The organism is Qipengyuania sp. S6317L1 (genome assembly GCF_023015615.1).
Classification (GTDB): domain Bacteria; phylum Pseudomonadota; class Alphaproteobacteria; order Sphingomonadales; family Sphingomonadaceae; genus Erythrobacter.
This window is the reverse complement of record NZ_JALKAJ010000004.1, coordinates 106,458-122,114: the sequence shown is the minus strand read 5'-3', so window position 1 is coordinate 122,114 and position 15,657 is coordinate 106,458. Positions and strand designations below refer to the sequence as shown.

The 15,657-nt window shown below is 58.3% G+C and carries 15 protein-coding genes and 1 tRNA gene; 8 read left to right on the top strand and 8 right to left on the bottom strand.

Going from position 1 to position 15,657, the window contains the following annotated elements; all coding sequences use genetic code 11:
- Positions 1 to 53 precede the first annotated feature (53 nt).
- The 4 genes from MWU38_RS09830 to MWU38_RS09815 form a co-directional block, all read right to left on the bottom strand.
- Positions 54 to 1,172, bottom strand: a complete 1,119-nt coding sequence (locus tag MWU38_RS09830) for a mechanosensitive ion channel domain-containing protein (RefSeq protein WP_247271637.1) — start codon at positions 1,170 to 1,172, stop codon at positions 54 to 56.
- Complete coding sequence (gene metC, locus MWU38_RS09825) at positions 1,169 to 2,371, bottom strand: cystathionine beta-lyase (RefSeq protein ID WP_247271636.1); 1,203 nt, start codon at positions 2,369 to 2,371, stop codon at positions 1,169 to 1,171. The genes MWU38_RS09830 and metC overlap by 4 nt, the downstream gene beginning before the upstream one ends.
- Positions 2,368 to 3,222 carry a sulfurtransferase gene (locus MWU38_RS09820; protein ID WP_247271635.1) on the bottom strand — a complete coding sequence of 285 codons (855 nt, stop codon included), beginning with the start codon at positions 3,220 to 3,222 and terminating at the stop codon, positions 2,368 to 2,370. Before MWU38_RS09820 ends, metC begins: the two co-directional genes overlap by 4 nt.
- Positions 3,223 to 3,301: 79 nt before the next feature.
- Positions 3,302 to 4,612 carry a hypothetical protein gene (locus tag MWU38_RS09815; RefSeq protein ID WP_247271634.1) on the bottom strand — a complete coding sequence of 437 codons (1,311 nt, stop codon included), beginning with the start codon at positions 4,610 to 4,612 and terminating at the stop codon, positions 3,302 to 3,304.
- Positions 4,613 to 4,760: 148 nt separating this feature from the next.
- Between MWU38_RS09815 and queF the strand changes: the two genes are divergently transcribed.
- Positions 4,761 to 5,228, top strand: coding sequence for a preQ(1) synthase (gene queF, locus MWU38_RS09810; protein ID WP_247271633.1), 468 nt, complete (start codon positions 4,761 to 4,763; stop codon positions 5,226 to 5,228).
- Here the strand turns inward: queF and MWU38_RS09805 are convergent.
- Both MWU38_RS09805 and rnd read right to left on the bottom strand, forming a co-directional pair.
- Complete coding sequence (locus MWU38_RS09805) at positions 5,225 to 6,121, bottom strand: hydrogen peroxide-inducible genes activator (RefSeq protein WP_247271632.1); 897 nt, start codon at positions 6,119 to 6,121, stop codon at positions 5,225 to 5,227. The genes queF and MWU38_RS09805 overlap by 4 nt on opposite strands.
- Positions 6,118 to 7,332, bottom strand: coding sequence for a ribonuclease D (gene rnd / locus MWU38_RS09800; RefSeq protein WP_247271631.1), 1,215 nt, complete (start codon positions 7,330 to 7,332; stop codon positions 6,118 to 6,120). Before rnd ends, MWU38_RS09805 begins: the two co-directional genes overlap by 4 nt.
- 193 nt (positions 7,333 to 7,525) lie before the next feature.
- Here rnd and aspS point away from each other — a divergent pair, with 193 nt between their 5' ends.
- Positions 7,526 to 9,310, top strand: a complete 1,785-nt coding sequence (gene aspS / locus MWU38_RS09795; RefSeq protein ID WP_247271630.1) for an aspartate--tRNA ligase — start codon at positions 7,526 to 7,528, stop codon at positions 9,308 to 9,310.
- 264 nt (positions 9,311 to 9,574) lie between these two features.
- On the opposite strand, the gene MWU38_RS09790 is transcribed toward aspS, so the two are convergent.
- Positions 9,575 to 10,009 (bottom strand): PA2169 family four-helix-bundle protein, encoded by a 435-nt coding sequence (locus MWU38_RS09790; protein WP_247271629.1) that lies wholly within the window; start codon positions 10,007 to 10,009, stop codon positions 9,575 to 9,577.
- A 142-nt stretch (positions 10,010 to 10,151) separates the two neighbouring features.
- Positions 10,152 to 11,162, bottom strand: coding sequence for a histone deacetylase family protein (locus MWU38_RS09785; protein ID WP_247271628.1), 1,011 nt, complete (start codon positions 11,160 to 11,162; stop codon positions 10,152 to 10,154).
- A gap of 197 nt (positions 11,163 to 11,359) precedes the next feature.
- Here MWU38_RS09785 and MWU38_RS09780 point away from each other — a divergent pair, with 197 nt between their 5' ends.
- The 6 genes from MWU38_RS09780 (at position 11,360) to MWU38_RS09755 (ending at position 15,522) form a co-directional block, all read left to right on the top strand.
- Entirely contained in the window at positions 11,360 to 11,596 is a 237-nt protein-coding gene (locus MWU38_RS09780; protein ID WP_247271627.1) for an acyl carrier protein, read from the top strand.
- 176 nt (positions 11,597 to 11,772) lie between these two features.
- Positions 11,773 to 13,032 carry a beta-ketoacyl-ACP synthase II gene (gene fabF / locus MWU38_RS09775; protein WP_247271626.1) on the top strand — a complete coding sequence of 420 codons (1,260 nt, stop codon included), beginning with the start codon at positions 11,773 to 11,775 and terminating at the stop codon, positions 13,030 to 13,032.
- Positions 13,033 to 13,036: 4 nt separating this feature from the next.
- Positions 13,037 to 14,008 carry an endolytic transglycosylase MltG gene (mltG, locus tag MWU38_RS09770; protein WP_247271625.1) on the top strand — a complete coding sequence of 324 codons (972 nt, stop codon included), beginning with the start codon at positions 13,037 to 13,039 and terminating at the stop codon, positions 14,006 to 14,008.
- Positions 14,009 to 14,109: 101 nt separating this feature from the next.
- Complete coding sequence (locus tag MWU38_RS09765) at positions 14,110 to 14,631, top strand: 2'-5' RNA ligase family protein (RefSeq protein WP_247271624.1); 522 nt, start codon at positions 14,110 to 14,112, stop codon at positions 14,629 to 14,631.
- Positions 14,632 to 14,679: 48 nt separating this feature from the next.
- Complete coding sequence (locus MWU38_RS09760) at positions 14,680 to 15,348, top strand: cyclic nucleotide-binding domain-containing protein (RefSeq protein WP_247271623.1); 669 nt, start codon at positions 14,680 to 14,682, stop codon at positions 15,346 to 15,348.
- A gap of 97 nt (positions 15,349 to 15,445) precedes the next feature.
- Positions 15,446 to 15,522, top strand: a tRNA-Met gene (locus MWU38_RS09755).
- The last annotated feature ends 135 nt before the right edge of the window (positions 15,523 to 15,657 follow it).

The following is a 15,657-nucleotide window of genomic DNA, read 5'->3' as shown; positions in this document are numbered from 1 at the left end:
GAGAATGGATTGGGGCAAGCGAAGGAAAGCTATTGCGCGCCTTTAGCCAGGCTTCAAGCGTCCCCGGCATCCTCGCGCCCTGAAAGAGCGATAAGGTGATCCAACTGCTTTGAAGGCCGAAGGTGCAGATCGCGCTGCGGGAAGGGGATTTCGATGTCGTTCTCTTTGAACAATTGCCAGATGCGCATGAAAACATCGCTGCGAATGTTGGCAAGGCCGCCTTCGGGATCCTGTATCCAGAAACGGATTTCAAAATCCACCGAGCTATCGCCGAAGCCCATAAGGTTCACTCGAGGCTTCGGGTAGGCCATAATGCGATCCGTCTCGTCCACCGCCTGATAGAGCAGCTTGGTCACCAGATCGAGGTCGCTGTCATAGGAAACACCGACGGGCGCTTTTACCCTGACGTCTTTGGAAGAGTAGGACCAATTGACCACCTGGTTAGTCATCAAAAGCTCGTTGGGAATGAGATATTCTGTCTGATCGCGGGTGATGACGGAGATCGCGCGAATGCCGATCTTGCGGATTTGACCAACCGCCTCCTGACCTGCCTGGTCCGTCACGGAGATAACATCGCCCGGCTTGATCGACTTGTCGAGCAGCAGGAGAATCCCCGAGATAAGGTTACCAAACGTCTTTTGCAGGCCAAAACCGATTGCCAGACCAAACGCACCGCCGAAAATCGCAAGCGCGGTCAGGTCGATCCCGACCAGATCAATCGCAACGAAGAAGGCTACCGTCCAGATTGCAATGGTCGCAAGCTTTTCAGCAAGCAATTGCTGGCTTCCGTCAAAGGCTGTGACCCGCCCGATAAGATTGCGCGCAAGCTTGGTGATGAACCACGCAGCGGTGATAACAAGCCCGATTGTTGCAAGCAGAAATACAACGTCAAAAACCGATATGCGAACATCGCCAAGGACGATGGCCCAGCTGTCGAGAGTGTCGATCACCGATCCCAAGGTGTCGCTCGTCGCGGCCAGTTCTTCCTTGGCTCCCTCGGCGACCTTAACGACTTCTTCTTGCGCTGCATCCGCTGCCTCGGCGCCAGATGACGCGCCTTCCTCGCCTGAAGCATCGCCGCCTTGTGCATCGGCGTTCGCTGGCTCGTCTCCAGCGGTCCCATCCTGAACGGCGTCGGTTACATCAGCAATATCAGGCGCGGTCGCAGTCATTTGTCATCCAATCGGGAAAGAGCACTCGCGAGGTCCGCTATCAAGTCCTCGGCGTCTTCAAGTCCAATGGATAGGCGAATGGCAGGCTTTTCACCAGCCTTGCCAGCCGCGTGCATTACCGACCTGTGGGTATCGGGATAGGTCGGGAGAGCGAGGCTTTCAAACCCGCCCCAGCTATAGCCGATGCCGAAGTGTTGAAGCGCGTCGACCACTTTGCCGCTTGCCTGCGGGTCGTTGCTCGCCAGAACGAAACTGAACAGACCGCATCCGCCCGAAAAATCGCGCTTCCAAAGCTCATGTCCGGGGCTGCCGGGAAGCATGGGGCAAAGGACGCTTTCGACGTGTGATTGCTGGGAAAGCCACTGCGCGATCTTAAGGGCGCTTGCACTCGATTGTTCGAGCCGAACCTTCATGGTGCGAAGCCCGCGCGAGGCGAGCGCCGCGTCATCGGGAGACACCACTTGGCCAAGCTCGTGACTGGTGCGGCGCAGTGCTTTGTACCAACGTTCGCCTGCACTCGCCGAACCCATCATCAGGTCCGAGTGCCCGCCCACATGCTTTGAAAGGCTTTGCATCGTGATGTCACAGCCATGCTCAAGAGCGGCAAAGCCAAGCGCGCTGGCCCAGGTGTTGTCGATCATGGTGACAGCGCCCGCGTCCTTCGCGATTTTCGCAAGGGCGGGCACGTCGCACACCTCCATGGTGAGGCTCCCCGGGCTTTCCAACCAGACCGCGCGTGGGCTTTTCTCTGTCACCAAAGCCTCAAAGGCCGAAATATTGAGCGGATCGAAAAAGCTGTGCGTGACGCCAAGCCGCTTGAGCAGCCCTGTCGCCATGCTGCGCGAGGGATCGTAGGCATTGTCGGTCACGAACAAATGGTCGCCGGGTCGCAGCACCGCCAACATACACCCCGCAATCGCGGCAACGCCGCTGGGGTAAAGAACGGTGCCAGCAGCGCCCGGCTCGATTTCGGTCAGTGCTTCGGCAAGCGACCACTGCGTCGGCGCCCCGCGCCTGCCGTAGAAAAACTCGCCGTCCTTTTGCGCGCCGCCAGCGGCCTTTCGTTCGGCTTCGCTTTCGTAAAGGTGGGTGGAGGCACGCCATACAGGCGTGTTGACCACGCGGCCGGTCCATTCGCGTCGCCGCCCGGCATGGGCGATGCGTGTGGCTTTTCCGATTTGATCGTCCGATCCGCTCATTGTGGCCCTTGCTCCTTGGGTGTTGCGGGATCAGCCTCCCATTCCTGCCAACTGCCGTCGTAAAGGCACACGTCGTTTTTGCCAGCCAGATGCGCTGCAAACAGGAGCACGCTTGCGGTCACGCCGCTGCCGCAGGTTGTGATCACCGGGCGAGAGAAGTCAACGCCGGCCGCCTCGAAAACCTCGCGCAATTCTTCGGGTGACTTGAAGGTGCCGTCGGCATTCAAGACCTCTCCGAAGGGCAGGTTGAGCGAGCCGGGAATGCGCCCGTTTTGCCCGCCGTGCACCGGGTCGATGCCGCTGCCGAAAACACGGTCGCGGGCCCGTGCATCGAGCACCTGACTTTCGCGGTTTTCAAGATTTTCGAGCATTTGTGCCTTGGTCGCGGCGCGTGTGCCGGCGCTAAGCGCAAATGGCTCGGCAGGCTCGGCGATCACCGCGCCAGTTTCCAAAGGACGATTTTCTGCGCGCCATTTGCCAAGGCCTCCGTCCAGCACGGCGACATTCGTGATCCCGCACCGCACGAGCGAGAACCACGCCCTCGCGCAAGTCTTCACCGCGCTGTCGTCGTAAATGACAATGCGAGCGCCTTTTTGAACGCCCAACTTCGCAAGCGCTTCGGAGATCTGATCCGGCCTTGGCAATGCTGCGGGAACGTCGGACCGTGTGTCGGTAAGCGCGGCCAAGTCGAGGAAGCGCGCGCCCGGAATATGGCCGCCCTCAAATTCTGCCCTCGCGTCGCGGTTGGCCGCTGGCAAATGGCGCGAGGCATCAAGGATGACCAGGTCCGCCTGCCCGAGGTGACCGGCCAACCATTGCGTTGAAACAAGGCTTTGGAAAGGTTCGTTCATAGCCGAGGTGCTAGGCCGCGCAGGCCAAGCGATCAAGACCGTGCTATTGCCTCGCTGCGATCAACCCGGCCTTGGCTCTTCAATCGGGCTGCTTGATCAATTGCGCGCGAAGCAGCGGCAGGCGCCCGGGCGGTGCATCAAGAGGTAGCGGGTGGACGCGGGTGATACTCGATGCGCTTGGCACGCCGAGAACGAAAGTGCGCTTGATCGCGGGCTGATTGTGTTCTGCGATACGGAAATGAACAAGCGGGATGTAAACGTGACGCTCACCTTCGGGAGCGGCGCTATGGATGATTGCGCTCAATTCGTTTGTACCAAGTTCGAGATAGCCCTTGATCCTGCGGCTTTGCTTGGATGCGATGCGGTCAATCGTTCCGACAGGCTGGGTCTTGTCGACCGGCGCGGGGGCGGCGGCTCCCTGACTGACGCAGGCGAGTTCAGCTGCAATGTTCAGACCAAGGATTGGCGTATCTGATCGGTTGAAGATTTCGAGGCTGAATTCGACCATCAATTGCATAACGCTGCGTGAGGCACCGATGATGTCGAGAGACAGGTCGACATTGAGCGGCCTCCTGACAGGGCTATGTCTGGTTTCTGTGCTTGCTGCGATGGCTTGACTTGACGCAGCCGCCAGTGAGGTTGCTTGCTCAGGCTTAGGCTCAGGCTCAGGCTCAGGCTCAGGCTCAGGCTCGGGCTCAGGCTCGGGCTCAGACTCAGGCTCAGGTTCAGGTTCAGGCTCAGTGTGTTCGGAGAGCTCTATCTCGGCTTCGCGGTCATCCTCGTGATCGTCGTGATCGTTGTGATCATCGTCATCGTCTGCGAGCAGCCCCTCATCCGATATAGGATCAGCATGAGGCTCTGCGCCATCGCCCATTGATGCGCGGACAGCGGTGGTGAGAACCGGGGTGGTCTGCTCGAAGATTTCGCGTTCCGCGCGCCTTTTGCGAAGCAATCGCCAAAGGACGAGGGCGATCAGCAGCGTGAGAAGCACCAACAGCGCGATCACTGCGCCTCTTTGATCTTGCAGCCTTTCAAGGATCGCCCATTCAGACCGGGCAGGCGTGGCCTCAACCTCGGTGTTCGGCGCAGGGCCCCGATCGGCTCCGGTTTCAGAGTCTTCCAGATTATACCAGCCATCTTCAGACCGCTCCGGAAGGTTCTCGGTTTCCTCTAGAAGCGCTTCAAAACCCGGCCTTGCTTCTTCGGCACCGGCGGATGAAGTGGCCGGATCGGATCGCTCTTGCTGAGAATAGGCAGGTGAAGCGTATGTCCAAGCGAGCAGGGCAAGAAAAAACGCAAGGGCGATACGCAATATGACTGGCACGGCTGCGTCGAAGCCGCCCCTGCCGGGAAAGGACGAACCAATTTGTATAAATTGGCTGCGCGTCACCTAAAAACCCCCGCTTCGCCGCCTTAAAACTTGCTGATCTTGAGCGTCTAAACACGGCAAGACCCGACTCAATTGTAACATTGGTTCGAAAATCGCAAGCTTCAGCTTGACGCTTGCAACGCAGGGCCAATCGCGGCAAGGGCGCGGCATGGAACGCGAAAACGACCGACAAGCCCCCGCATTTCTGGGAAAGCAGACCAGCCTGCCGCAATCGCCCGATGAGGCGGTGCTCGATTACGTGCCCAATCCGCGCAAGGACACGCTCTATTGCATCCGGTTCGTATCACCTGAATTTACGTCATTGTGTCCAGTGACAGATCAGCCCGACTTTGCGCATCTCGTCATCGACTATGCCCCGGGCGAAACGATCGTTGAATCCAAAAGCCTCAAGCTGTTCCTTGGCTCTTTTCGCAATCACAACGGTTTTCACGAGGATGTGACCGTCGGTATCGGACAGCGGCTGGCCGAAGAGATGAAGCCCAAATGGCTGCGCATTGGCGGATATTGGTATCCGCGCGGCGGCATCCCGATTGATGTGTTCTGGCAGACAGGAACCCCGCCAGAAGGGCTTTGGCTTCCCGATCAAGGCGTCGCGCCCTATCGCGGGCGCGGCTAACCAGCCTTAAGTTCTTCGGCGAGCAGCTTGAAATCGGCCTCTCGCGGAGAGTTCTTGCGCCAGACAAGCGCAATTTCCCGCTTCGCCGTTCCGCTTTCCATGGGCCGCGCGACAACATCGGTGCCCGACAAGATCCCTGCGTCCAGAGCCATTTCCGGCAGCAGCGTCAGCCCCAGATCATTATCCACCATCTGAACCAGCGTGTGCAGGCTCGTGCCGATCATCCCTGCGCTCGCGCGAAGCTCTGAGCGGTTGCACGCAGCGAGCGCATGATCGCGAAGGCAATGCCCGTCTTCGAGCAGGAGCAGGCTGCCATAATCGAGCAGGTCCGGGTCCACGCTTTCAGGTGGCATACGCGGATCGTCCTTGGGAAAGGCAACGAACAGGCGATCATCGGAGATTTTCGCTGTCTCGACCTCGCCCGTGTCAAACGGCAGGGCGAGCAGAACACAATCGACGCGGCCATGCTGGAGCGATTCAATCGCATCCTGGCTCACTTCTTCGCGCAACATAAGCCGAAGATCAGGGCGCTCTTTTCTAAGGCGCGGCAGGATGCGCGGGATCATGAACGGCGCGATTGTCGGGATCACCGCCATGCGCAGCTGCCCTGAAAGCGGTTTGCCTGCCGCCTGAACGAGGTCGGAGAGTTCCTCGGCCTGGCGCAGAAGTTTGCCCGCTTTCTCCACCACCTGCTCACCCAGGGAGGTAAACCGCACCACCCGGCGCGAACGCTCTACCAGCGTAACGCCCAGGAGCGATTCAAGTTCGCGAATGCCTGCAGAAAGGGTCGATTGCGACACGAAGCTTGCATCTGCCGCGCGGCCAAAGTGACCATGCTCATGCAGTGCGACGAGATATTGCAGCTGCTTGATGGTGGGAAGGTAGGTGCTCATGAAGCCGCCTCATCCACCTCTTGTGCTTCCTCCATGCTCGCCTGCATGTCGTCGATATGGGTCATGACCAGCTTGCCGCTCTTGACCGCGAACGCCAGCCGTCCTTCGACCAGTTCGAGCGCGTCCTTGCCAAAGATGTCATAGCGCCAGCCTTGAAGCACCTTGAGGTCGCGCACACCGGCTGCGAGCGCTTCCATTTCGTCGGCGCGGGTGAGCAGGCGGGCGGCCACATCAATTTCGCGTGCACGAATTTTCAGGAGCAATTTCAAAAGGTCAGCAACCAGTGCGCCTTCTTTGCCAAGCGGAGCGCCACGCTTCATCTTCTCTGGCATTTCTGACATGGGCAAAGGCTCTGCATCTGCGATTACCTTCATCAAACGCTTGCCGATATCATTGTCGCGCCATGCCCCGGAAAGCCCGCGCACCTTGGCGAGGTCCTGCTGCTTCTTGGGAGGATGCGATGCGATGTCAGCAAGGGTTTCATCGCGCATGATGCGCCCGCGCGGAATATCTTTGTGCTGCGCCTCGCCCTCGCGCCACGCTGCCAGGTCCTTGAGCCGCCCGAGAATCTGCGGATTGCGGCCCGGTTGGCGGATTTTCTTCCACGATTGGCTGGGATCGGTGATGTAGTTCGAAGCGTCGGCAAGCTTCTCCATTTCGGCATCAAGCCAATTTCCGCGATCCGTTTTGATAAGCTTTTTCAGAATCTTGGGAAAGATCTTCGACAAATGGGTCACATCGCCAATCGCATATTCGATCTGGCGATCGGTCAGCGGGCGACGGCTCCAGTCGGTGAAGCGCGCGCCCTTGTCGATCTGGATGCCCAGCCAATGGTCGACAAGGTTGGCATAGCCGATCTGTTCCGACTGGCTGATCGCCATCATGGCGATTTGCGTGTCAAACACCGGCTGCGGCGTTTTCCCGGTCATATTGACGATGATCTCGACATCCTGACCACCGGCATGGAAGACTTTGAGCACTTCGTCATTGTCGGTCAGAAGGTCGAGCAGCGGTTTGAGGTCGATGCCATTGGCAAGCGGATCAATCGCCGCGGCTTCTTCGGTGTTGGCGATTTGCACGAGGCAAAGCTCGGGCCAATAGGTGTTTTCCCGCATGAATTCGGTGTCGACCGCGACGAATTCTGATTGGGAGAGGCGTTCACACAGGTCCGCCAGAGCGTCCGATGTGGTGATAAGATCGTGTATCTTCATATAACGTCTTTTCTCGTCTTTTGAGCGGAGTGCCGCCCTCGGCTCCTTGTCGAGCCAAAATTCATTAGAGCCACGCGACTTGACAAAGTGTATGCCTTGCCCTGTTAGCGCGCCAATATCCCAGCTGCTATGATGCGCTGAATTATCTGGATGCGCCCTTAGCGCCATACATACAAACAGGACAAGAATTTAGATGCACGCCTATCGTTCCCACAATTGCGCACAGCTTTCTGCTCAAAATGTCGGCGAAACCGTCCGTCTGTCGGGCTGGGTCCACCGCAAACGCGACTTTGGCGGCGTTTTGTTCGTCGATTTGCGCGATCACTTTGGCATCACTCAAATCGTGGCCGACGAAGATTCGCCAGCGCTCGCGGTCCTCGACAAGCTTCGCGCTGAATCGGTGGTAACGATTGATGGGGAGGTGAAAGCGCGCAGTGCGGAAACGGTTAACCCCAAGCTTGCCACCGGGGAGATCGAGGTTTTCGCCCGCGCAATCACTGTGCAATCGGCTGCTGAAGAGCTGCCCTTGCCGGTGGCCGACGAATTGGAATATCCAGAGCATATTCGCCTCAAATACCGCTTCCTCGACCTTCGCCGTGAAACGATGCACCGCAACATCATGCTGCGCAGCCAGGTGATCACATCGCTTCGCAAGCGCATGACGGAGCAAGGCTTTACCGAATTCCAGACGCCAATCCTGACCGCGTCCTCGCCAGAAGGCGCTCGCGACTTCCTCGTGCCATCACGGATGCACCCCAATAATTTCTACGCGCTTCCGCAAGCGCCGCAGATGTTCAAGCAGATGCTGATGGTGTCGGGCTTTGACCGCTATTTCCAGATCGCACCATGTTTCCGCGACGAAGACCTGCGCGCTGACCGCAGCCTTGAATTCTATCAGCTCGACTTTGAAATGAGCTTCGTCACGCAGGAAGACGTGTTCCAGGCTCTCGAGCCTGTGCTTGCTGGCACGTTCGAGGAATTTTCAGGCGGCTTTGACGTGACGCCTTCAGGCGAGTTCCCCCGCATTCCATATGCCGAAGCGATAATGAAATACGGCACCGACAAGCCTGACCTTCGCAACCCGCTGATCATCTCTGACGTCACCAGCCACTTTGAACAGTCGGGTTTCGGCCTGTTTGAAAAGATCGTCGGTGGCGGCGGCGTTGTGCGCGTTGTGCCTGCGCCAAACACAGCCGACAAGAGCCGCAAGTTCTTCGACGACATGAACAATTGGGCGCGTTCTGAAGGGTTTGCTGGCCTTGGCTATGTTACCCGCAAGGGCGGTGAGTTCGGCGGTCCAATCGCCAAGAACCACGGGCCAGAGCGCATGGAAGAGCTTTACAACGAGCTCGGCCTTGGTCCGGACGATGGCCTCTTCTTTGCTGCGGGCAAGGAGAAAGACGCTGCCAAACTTGCAGGCGCTGCCCGCACCCAAGTGGGTGAGCAATTGGAGCTTATCGAGCAAGGCTGCTTCAAGTTCTGCTGGATCGTCGACTTCCCGATGTTCGAGTACGACGAAGAAGCGAAGAAAATCGACTTTTCGCACAATCCGTTCTCCATGCCGCAGGGCGAGATGGAAGCCTTGGAAACGATGGACCCGCTCGACATCAAGGCGTGGCAATACGACATCGTGTGCAACGGCTATGAGCTTTCCTCGGGCGCAATCCGGAACCACAAGCCGGAGATCATGTACAAGGCCTTCGAAATTGCAGGCTATGACAACTCCACTGTCGACAAGGAGTTCGGCGGCATGATCGAAGCGTTCAAGCTGGGCGCGCCTCCGCACGGTGGTTCGGCCCCCGGCATTGACCGCATCGTGATGCTTCTCGCTGGCGAAGAAGCGATCCGTGAGGTTATCGCTTTCCCGATGAACCAGAAAGGCGAAGACCTGATGATGGGCGCGCCATCAAAGGCAACCCCTGCGCAGCTTCGCGAACTGGCGCTGCGCCTTGTCGAGCAGCCCAAGAAGGAAGGCTGACAAAAGCTCGCCACGCGCGCCCTTCTGGAGCGCGCAAGGCGGCCTCGCTGGCACAAAAAAACGCCCGGACCCTCAATAGCAGGGGCCGGGCGGCAGTTTGATCGGGCAATTTATAGTTTTTCTGAGAAGGAGCGGAGCGTCGCTCAACCCGAAGTGACTGTGCCCCATCGGGGAGCACGCTCAACGCCCGGTCCGCAAGTACCCGCTTGCGATATCGTCCCAGCTTTTTCAGGCCAGTGTTTTCAGGCCAGTGTTTTTCAGGCGTTATGAGTATTGCTTCTCGAGCATGTCGCTGAAGCGTTCGCCCTGGGCAATTTCCTGATAGGCGCCTTGGAGCAGGTTACGCGACTCCATGTCGAGCTCTTTGTCTTCCAGCGCATCCTTGAACTTGCCGGCGATATAGTCTTCGCCTTCCTCGACACGCTTGGCTGCGGCTTCGTCGCCGTCTGAAAACGCGTCACTGATGCTGGTGAACATCTGGTGCGCATCTGCGCTCATGCTTTTCGAGGTAATCCGGTTTTCGCCCTGACGCTCAAGCGCGGTATTCAACCTTGCGAGGGTTTCCTGACGCGAATTCAGGTGGCGATCCAGTGCACTTGTTAGTGCCGGACTTTCGGCCTTTTGCATGGCTACCTTATAGCCTTCGACCGAATCAAATGTTGTCTGTGTAAGCGATTGAATTGTGTTAATATTGTTCATGGGTCTCCTTGATGGGGTTGTATTGGTCTCGCTTAGGCACCTCATGTGCCGTGCTTCCACTCCTTCTACGGGTTGGGGCGGGCGATCGTTCCATATTGCCGCTGGACCGTGGGTGAGCCGCGATAGCCCGTGATATCGCAGGTCAGCGCGTCAGGCCGTTTATGAAGGCATCCACATTCCGGCCAAGCGCCTCTATATTGTAGCCGCCCTCCATCACGGTAACGCTTGGCAATGCGAGCGTCGCAATACGTTCGCCGATACGGCCCATATCCTGTGTCGTGAGCTTCAGGTGCGAGATCGGGTCTGCTTCGAACGTGTCCGCGCCGTAGCTTATCACGAGGAATTTTGCGCCAAATCTGGCGATGCGGTCCAGAGCGCGGTCGAGGGCCGGTGCATAACCTTCCCATGTGGTGCCCCGCGGCAAGGGCTGGTTGAAGGTTGCGCCTTCTCCCTCGACTGCCCCCACCTCATCGGCATGGCCCCAGAAATAGGGATAATCCATCGCTGGATCGGCGTGGATAGAGGCGAAGAACACATCGCCTCGCTCGTAGAAAATGTCCTGTGTGCCGTTCCCGTGGTGATAATCGACATCAAGGATTGCGACGGGGCCAAGGCCGCGCGTCGCCGCAGCCTGAGCGACGATCGCTGCATTGTTCAAAAAGCAGTATCCGCCGAAGTAATCGCGGCCTGAGTGGTGCCCGGGCGGACGGCACAGGGCAAAGGCCATGGTGTCACCGTTCGCAACCTCATCAAAGGCGCTTAGCGCGGTCTGTGCGCCCCAATAGGCGGCTTTCCACGTGCCGCTTGCAATGGGTGTCGCTGCGTCAAACCCGTAGGCGCCCAGCCTCCCATCGATTCGCGCAAGGTCGAGTTTACGGCGGTGAACAGCCGGGAAGGCGTAGCCAATCGCGTCACCCTCGCGACCGGCTTCAAGCCAATCGGCATGGGCGCTTTCAAGAAATTCCACGTAATCGGTATCGTGAACAGCATGGATCGATTCCAACCCGTGATCGGTTGGTGTTTCGACTGGACCAAGGGCATCCAGCATGGAAGCGACACGCGCAGGGCTTTCGGCAAATTCCATCCATTCGCCATTGTTTAGCTCGCGCAACGGGGCGTGGAGCGTCTGAAATTCGGAGAAAAAACGTTTCATAGGCGCCCTGTTACCAACAATGGTCCTGATCCCCAAAAAGGGACCACACCTTTTCAATGGCCAACCAAGCCCGCGAAGGGGGCTTCAGCTCTTTTCGCGATTTCCCTCGCTTTCGTGCATCTTGACTTGCACTCCATCGAACCCACCTCTAGGGCGAGGGTCCAAGTTTTAAAACCCGAAGTTCAAGAGGGATAAACATGAGCGATACTGCAACCCGCGTGCAGAAAATTGTCGTCGAACATCTCGGCGTCGAAGCAGACAAAGTTACGCAAGAAGCAAGCTTCATCGATGATCTGGGCGCTGACAGCCTCGACATCGTCGAGCTGGTGATGGCTTTTGAAGAAGAGTTTGGCGTGGAAATCCCCGATGATGCGGCTGAAAAGATCGCAACCGTCGGCGATGCGACCAAGTTCATCGAAGAAACACAAAGCTGAGTTTCTTTGGGGTTAAGCCCTAGGGGCTCAAACGCCTTCAGCTTGCCCGTTGCAAACGGGCATCTGACCGACAGGCCCGGGCCCTTATCATGGGGCTGCCGGGCCTGTAGTGTATTTGGGATTATTCAAAGTTGGGCCTCGCGATCTGATTTGATCAATGGCCGTGGGAGAATTGCATGCGCCGCGTTGTTGTAACCGGACTTGGTCTTGTCACTCCGCTTGGCGGGGACGTGGAGACCTCGTGGAAAAACCTCATTGCCGGCGAAAGTGGCGCCGGGCCGATCACCCGCTTCGATACCGAGGGGCAGAAATGCACCATCGCCTGCGAAGTGAAGGGCAAGGACCACCCGTGGGGCTTTGACCCCGACAAGCGCGTCGACAGCAAAATCCAGCGTCAGGTCGATCCGTTCATCGTCCTTGGCATTGATGCGGCGGGACAAGCTCTGGAAGATGCAGGTCTCACCGACCTTTCCGACGAAGAAAAAGAGCGCGTTGGCTGCTCTATCGGTTCTGGCATCGGCGGGCTTCCCGGGATTGAGAAAGAAAGCATCAACCTGCACGAGCGTGGACCCGGACGGGTTTCCCCGCACTTTGTGCACGGGCGCCTCATCAACCTCATTACGGGGCAGGTGCAAATCAAATACGGCTTCATGGGGCCAAACCACTCTGTGGTGACGGCGTGCTCCACCGGCGCGCACTCCATCGGGGACGCGGCGCGCATGATCGCGATGGATGATGCCGATATCATGGTCGCTGGCGGCGCGGAAAGCACGGTGAACCCGCTGGGGATCGCTGGGTTCGCGCAGGCACGTGCTCTCAACACCAGCTTCAACGACCGTCCCAAAGAGGCTAGCCGTCCCTACGACAAGGACCGCGAAGGTTTCGTCATGGGCGAGGGCGCAGGCATGCTCGTGCTCGAAGAATACGAACACGCCAAAGCACGCGGCGCAAAGATTTACGCCGAAGTCACCGGCTATGGCCTTTCGGGCGATGCCTATCACGTGACCGCCCCGCATCCAGAGGGCAAGGGCGCTGAGCTTGCGATGAAAATGGCACTCAAGAAGGCGGGTCTTGGTGCAGGCGACATCGACTATGTGAATGCGCATGGCACATCGACCATGGCCGACACGATCGAGCTTGCCGCGGTGAAGCGCGTGCTGGGCGAAGGGCTTTCGGGTGCTTCGATGAGTTCGACCAAGAGCGCCATCGGCCACCTTCTGGGCGGTGCAGGCGCTGTGGAAGCGGTGTTCTGCGTTCTGGCATTGCGCGATCAGATCGTGCCGCCAACGCTGAACCTCGATACCCCCGACGAGGGCACCGAGGGCATCGACCTTGTGCCTCACACAGCGAAGAAGCGCGAAGTGCGCGCTGTGCTCAACAACAGCTTCGGCTTTGGCGGCACCAATGCCTCGCTCGTTATGCAGAAAGTAGACTAGGGAAATGAAAAAGCTCGGCTGGACCGTCGGGCTTGGCCTTGCGATCTTTGTCGCAGGGCTTCTCCTGCTCGGCACGAGAGTGATGGGCGAAGCGACGGTCGATGCGCAAACGCCTTTCCTGATCCCTGCCGGATCGTCGCTCACCACGGTGGCGCGCGACCTCGAGACAGCTGGTCATATCTCGTCAGCGGACGGCTTTCTCCTGTACGCGCGCGTGTTCGGATCATCCGATCCGATCCAGGCGGGCGAGTTTGAGCTTGAGCCCGGGATGAGCCAGGGCGACATCCTCACGATGTTCCAGTCGGGCGACGTCATCCGCCGCTTCATCACCATACCGGAAGGCATGCCGAGTGTGCTGGTGTGGGAGCGGCTCATGGCTGAAGAATTGCTGACCGGCGAAGCGGACGTGCCGCTCGAAGGCTCGGTCATGCCTGACACCTATTCCTACGAACGCGGACAATCTCGCCAGAGCCTTATCGACCAGATGCAGGAGGCGATGGACCTTTACGTTTCCGAAGCCTGGGCAGAGCGCAGTGACAGGACCGTTGTCTCTACCATGCGCGAGGCTGTGACCCTTGCCAGTATCGTGGAGAAGGAAACCGGTACTCCGAGCGAGCGCAGGACTGTCGCGGGGCTGTATTCCAATCGTCTTCGCACAGGCATGATGCTGCAAGCCGATCCGACGATTATCTATCCGATCACCAAGGGCAAGCCTCTGGGGCGCCGCATTCGTCAATCCGAAATTGCGGCGGTCAATGGCTACAATACCTACACAATGCTGGGCCTTCCCGATGGGCCGATCACCAATCCGGGGCGCGAGAGCATCGCCGCTGTGCTTAACCCGGAGGACCACGATTACCTTTTCATGGTCGCCGATGGCACTGGCGGTCATGAGTTCAACGAGACACTCGATGCGCATAATGAGGCGGTTGGACGCTGGTTCCAACTGCGCCGCGAGCGCGGGGAAATGGAGTAATGGCCCGCGCCAGGAGAGTTCCCTTTGCCTAATGGCGCGCCGGGAGTGAATAAGGTCCGCCGCCGTCATGCTGTCCAACGGTCCTCGGCGCGCAAATCGTAATGTCGCGTCCGTTCATTGTTACTGCCGTCCTCCCGCCCGACATACAAGGTTGGGCAGACCGGCTTCGCCGTGAGCATTACCCGCCGGAGCGCAACCATCTTCATGCCCATGTGACCATGTTTCACTCCTTTGCGCCATCACTGTTCGAGGAGCTCAAGGACTTTCTACCGCAAGTGACGCGCGAATTTGCGCCCCCGAAGGCCCTGGTCACTGGCGTTATGGATCTTGGCAAAGGAACGGCCATCGCGCTTCAAAGCGAACCTCTCCTTGCGCTTCGCGCGCTGATCGCAGAGCATTTTCACGGCAGCCTGACCGCGCAGGACCTTCATGAGCCGCGCCCACACATCACCATCCAGAACAAGGTGACCAAAAGCGAAGCCCGCGCGCTTCAGGCTGAGCTCATTCCCACAATCGAACCGCGAAACTTTGCCTTTCCGGCCCTCGATTTGCACCTTTACAAGGATGGTCCATGGGAGAAGATCAAGACTAGTGCCTTTCGCGGGAAAGAAGAGCTAGTATAAGGGGCTATCAAGGAGACACCTTGATCGGGGTTAGGTGCAAGGGGAAACATGTCCGATTTAAGCACGGCTTCTGGGTGGATAGCAGGGATCGCCCTTTTGGCAGCAATGGCGCCGCATCAAGTGCGACTGATGCGTCTGCTGCTGCTTGTCGGCGGGGTTTTCGCCGTTTTGTATTTCGCCTTTGCGGGCAATATCGGGCTTGAGCTTGCACTTGCGGCTCTGTTCACAGTGGTGAATGCGGCCAGACTGTACCAGCTTTGGCATCGCGCCAGATCGGGCTCCATGACCAGCGAAGAGCGCGAATTGTTCGATCATGTGATGCAGATTGAGGACCCGTCCAAGCAAAACCGTCTGCGCGACCTCATGCAATGGCGCGATGGCAAGCTGGGCGAGGTCTTGATGGAGCAGCATCAGATCGACCCACCCCTGATCTACATCGCCACGGGCCGTGTTTCGATCAAGCGCGATGGCCAGTTGGTCAGCGAGTGTGGACACGGTGAATTTGTCGGGGAGATCAGCCACATTTCAGGCGACGGGGCAACCGCGACGGTGACGGTGGTGCACCCTCTACGCTATGCCAGAATTGACCGGGATGCGCTTGCGCAATTGTCGCAGAGCCTGCCCGAAATTGGCCGCGCGGTGGACAACGCATTCAACCGTTCATTGGCTGTCAAAGTGGTGCGAATGAACGAGGCGATCGAAGAAGCGCAAAACTAGGTTGACCAGCCCTCAGCAGCGCCCTAAAGCGCGCCCTCGCTTGAGGCATTAAGCCTCGCGAATCTGATGATGCGTTTTCATTGTCAGTTGCCCTTGGGGCGGAGTAGCTCAGGTGGTTAGAGCAGCGGAATCATAATCCGCGTGTCGGGGGTTCAAGTCCCTCCTCCGCTACCATTCTCGAATCCGCATGGGTTCGCATTCTTCCGTATAAATCCGAAAAAAACAATGAAATCAAAACCATGTCGCTGATTCGCGTCCGCTTGCGTTCGCTTGCATGCGCTTGAAGCCGGATTTGGAGTGGGGGTATTT

Coding starts and splice junctions, on each gene's coding strand:
- rnd (WP_247271631.1), bottom strand. CDS start 7,332: ATGAAGATACACGATCTTATCACCACATCGGACGCTCTGGCGGACCTG.
- MWU38_RS09765 (WP_247271624.1), top strand. CDS start 14,110: ATGTCGCGTCCGTTCATTGTTACTGCCGTCCTCCCGCCCGACATACAA.
- metC (WP_247271636.1), bottom strand. CDS start 2,371: ATGAGCGGATCGGACGATCAAATCGGAAAAGCCACACGCATCGCCCAT.
- aspS (WP_247271630.1), top strand. CDS start 7,526: ATGCACGCCTATCGTTCCCACAATTGCGCACAGCTTTCTGCTCAAAAT.
- MWU38_RS09830 (WP_247271637.1), bottom strand. CDS start 1,172: ATGACTGCGACCGCGCCTGATATTGCTGATGTAACCGACGCCGTTCAG.
- mltG (WP_247271625.1), top strand. CDS start 13,037: ATGAAAAAGCTCGGCTGGACCGTCGGGCTTGGCCTTGCGATCTTTGTC.
- MWU38_RS09780 (WP_247271627.1), top strand. CDS start 11,360: ATGAGCGATACTGCAACCCGCGTGCAGAAAATTGTCGTCGAACATCTC.
- queF (WP_247271633.1), top strand. CDS start 4,761: ATGGAACGCGAAAACGACCGACAAGCCCCCGCATTTCTGGGAAAGCAG.
- MWU38_RS09790 (WP_247271629.1), bottom strand. CDS start 10,009: ATGAACAATATTAACACAATTCAATCGCTTACACAGACAACATTTGAT.
- MWU38_RS09805 (WP_247271632.1), bottom strand. CDS start 6,121: ATGAGCACCTACCTTCCCACCATCAAGCAGCTGCAATATCTCGTCGCA.
- fabF (WP_247271626.1), top strand. CDS start 11,773: ATGCGCCGCGTTGTTGTAACCGGACTTGGTCTTGTCACTCCGCTTGGC.
- MWU38_RS09820 (WP_247271635.1), bottom strand. CDS start 3,222: ATGAACGAACCTTTCCAAAGCCTTGTTTCAACGCAATGGTTGGCCGGT.
- MWU38_RS09785 (WP_247271628.1), bottom strand. CDS start 11,162: ATGAAACGTTTTTTCTCCGAATTTCAGACGCTCCACGCCCCGTTGCGC.
- MWU38_RS09760 (WP_247271623.1), top strand. CDS start 14,680: ATGTCCGATTTAAGCACGGCTTCTGGGTGGATAGCAGGGATCGCCCTT.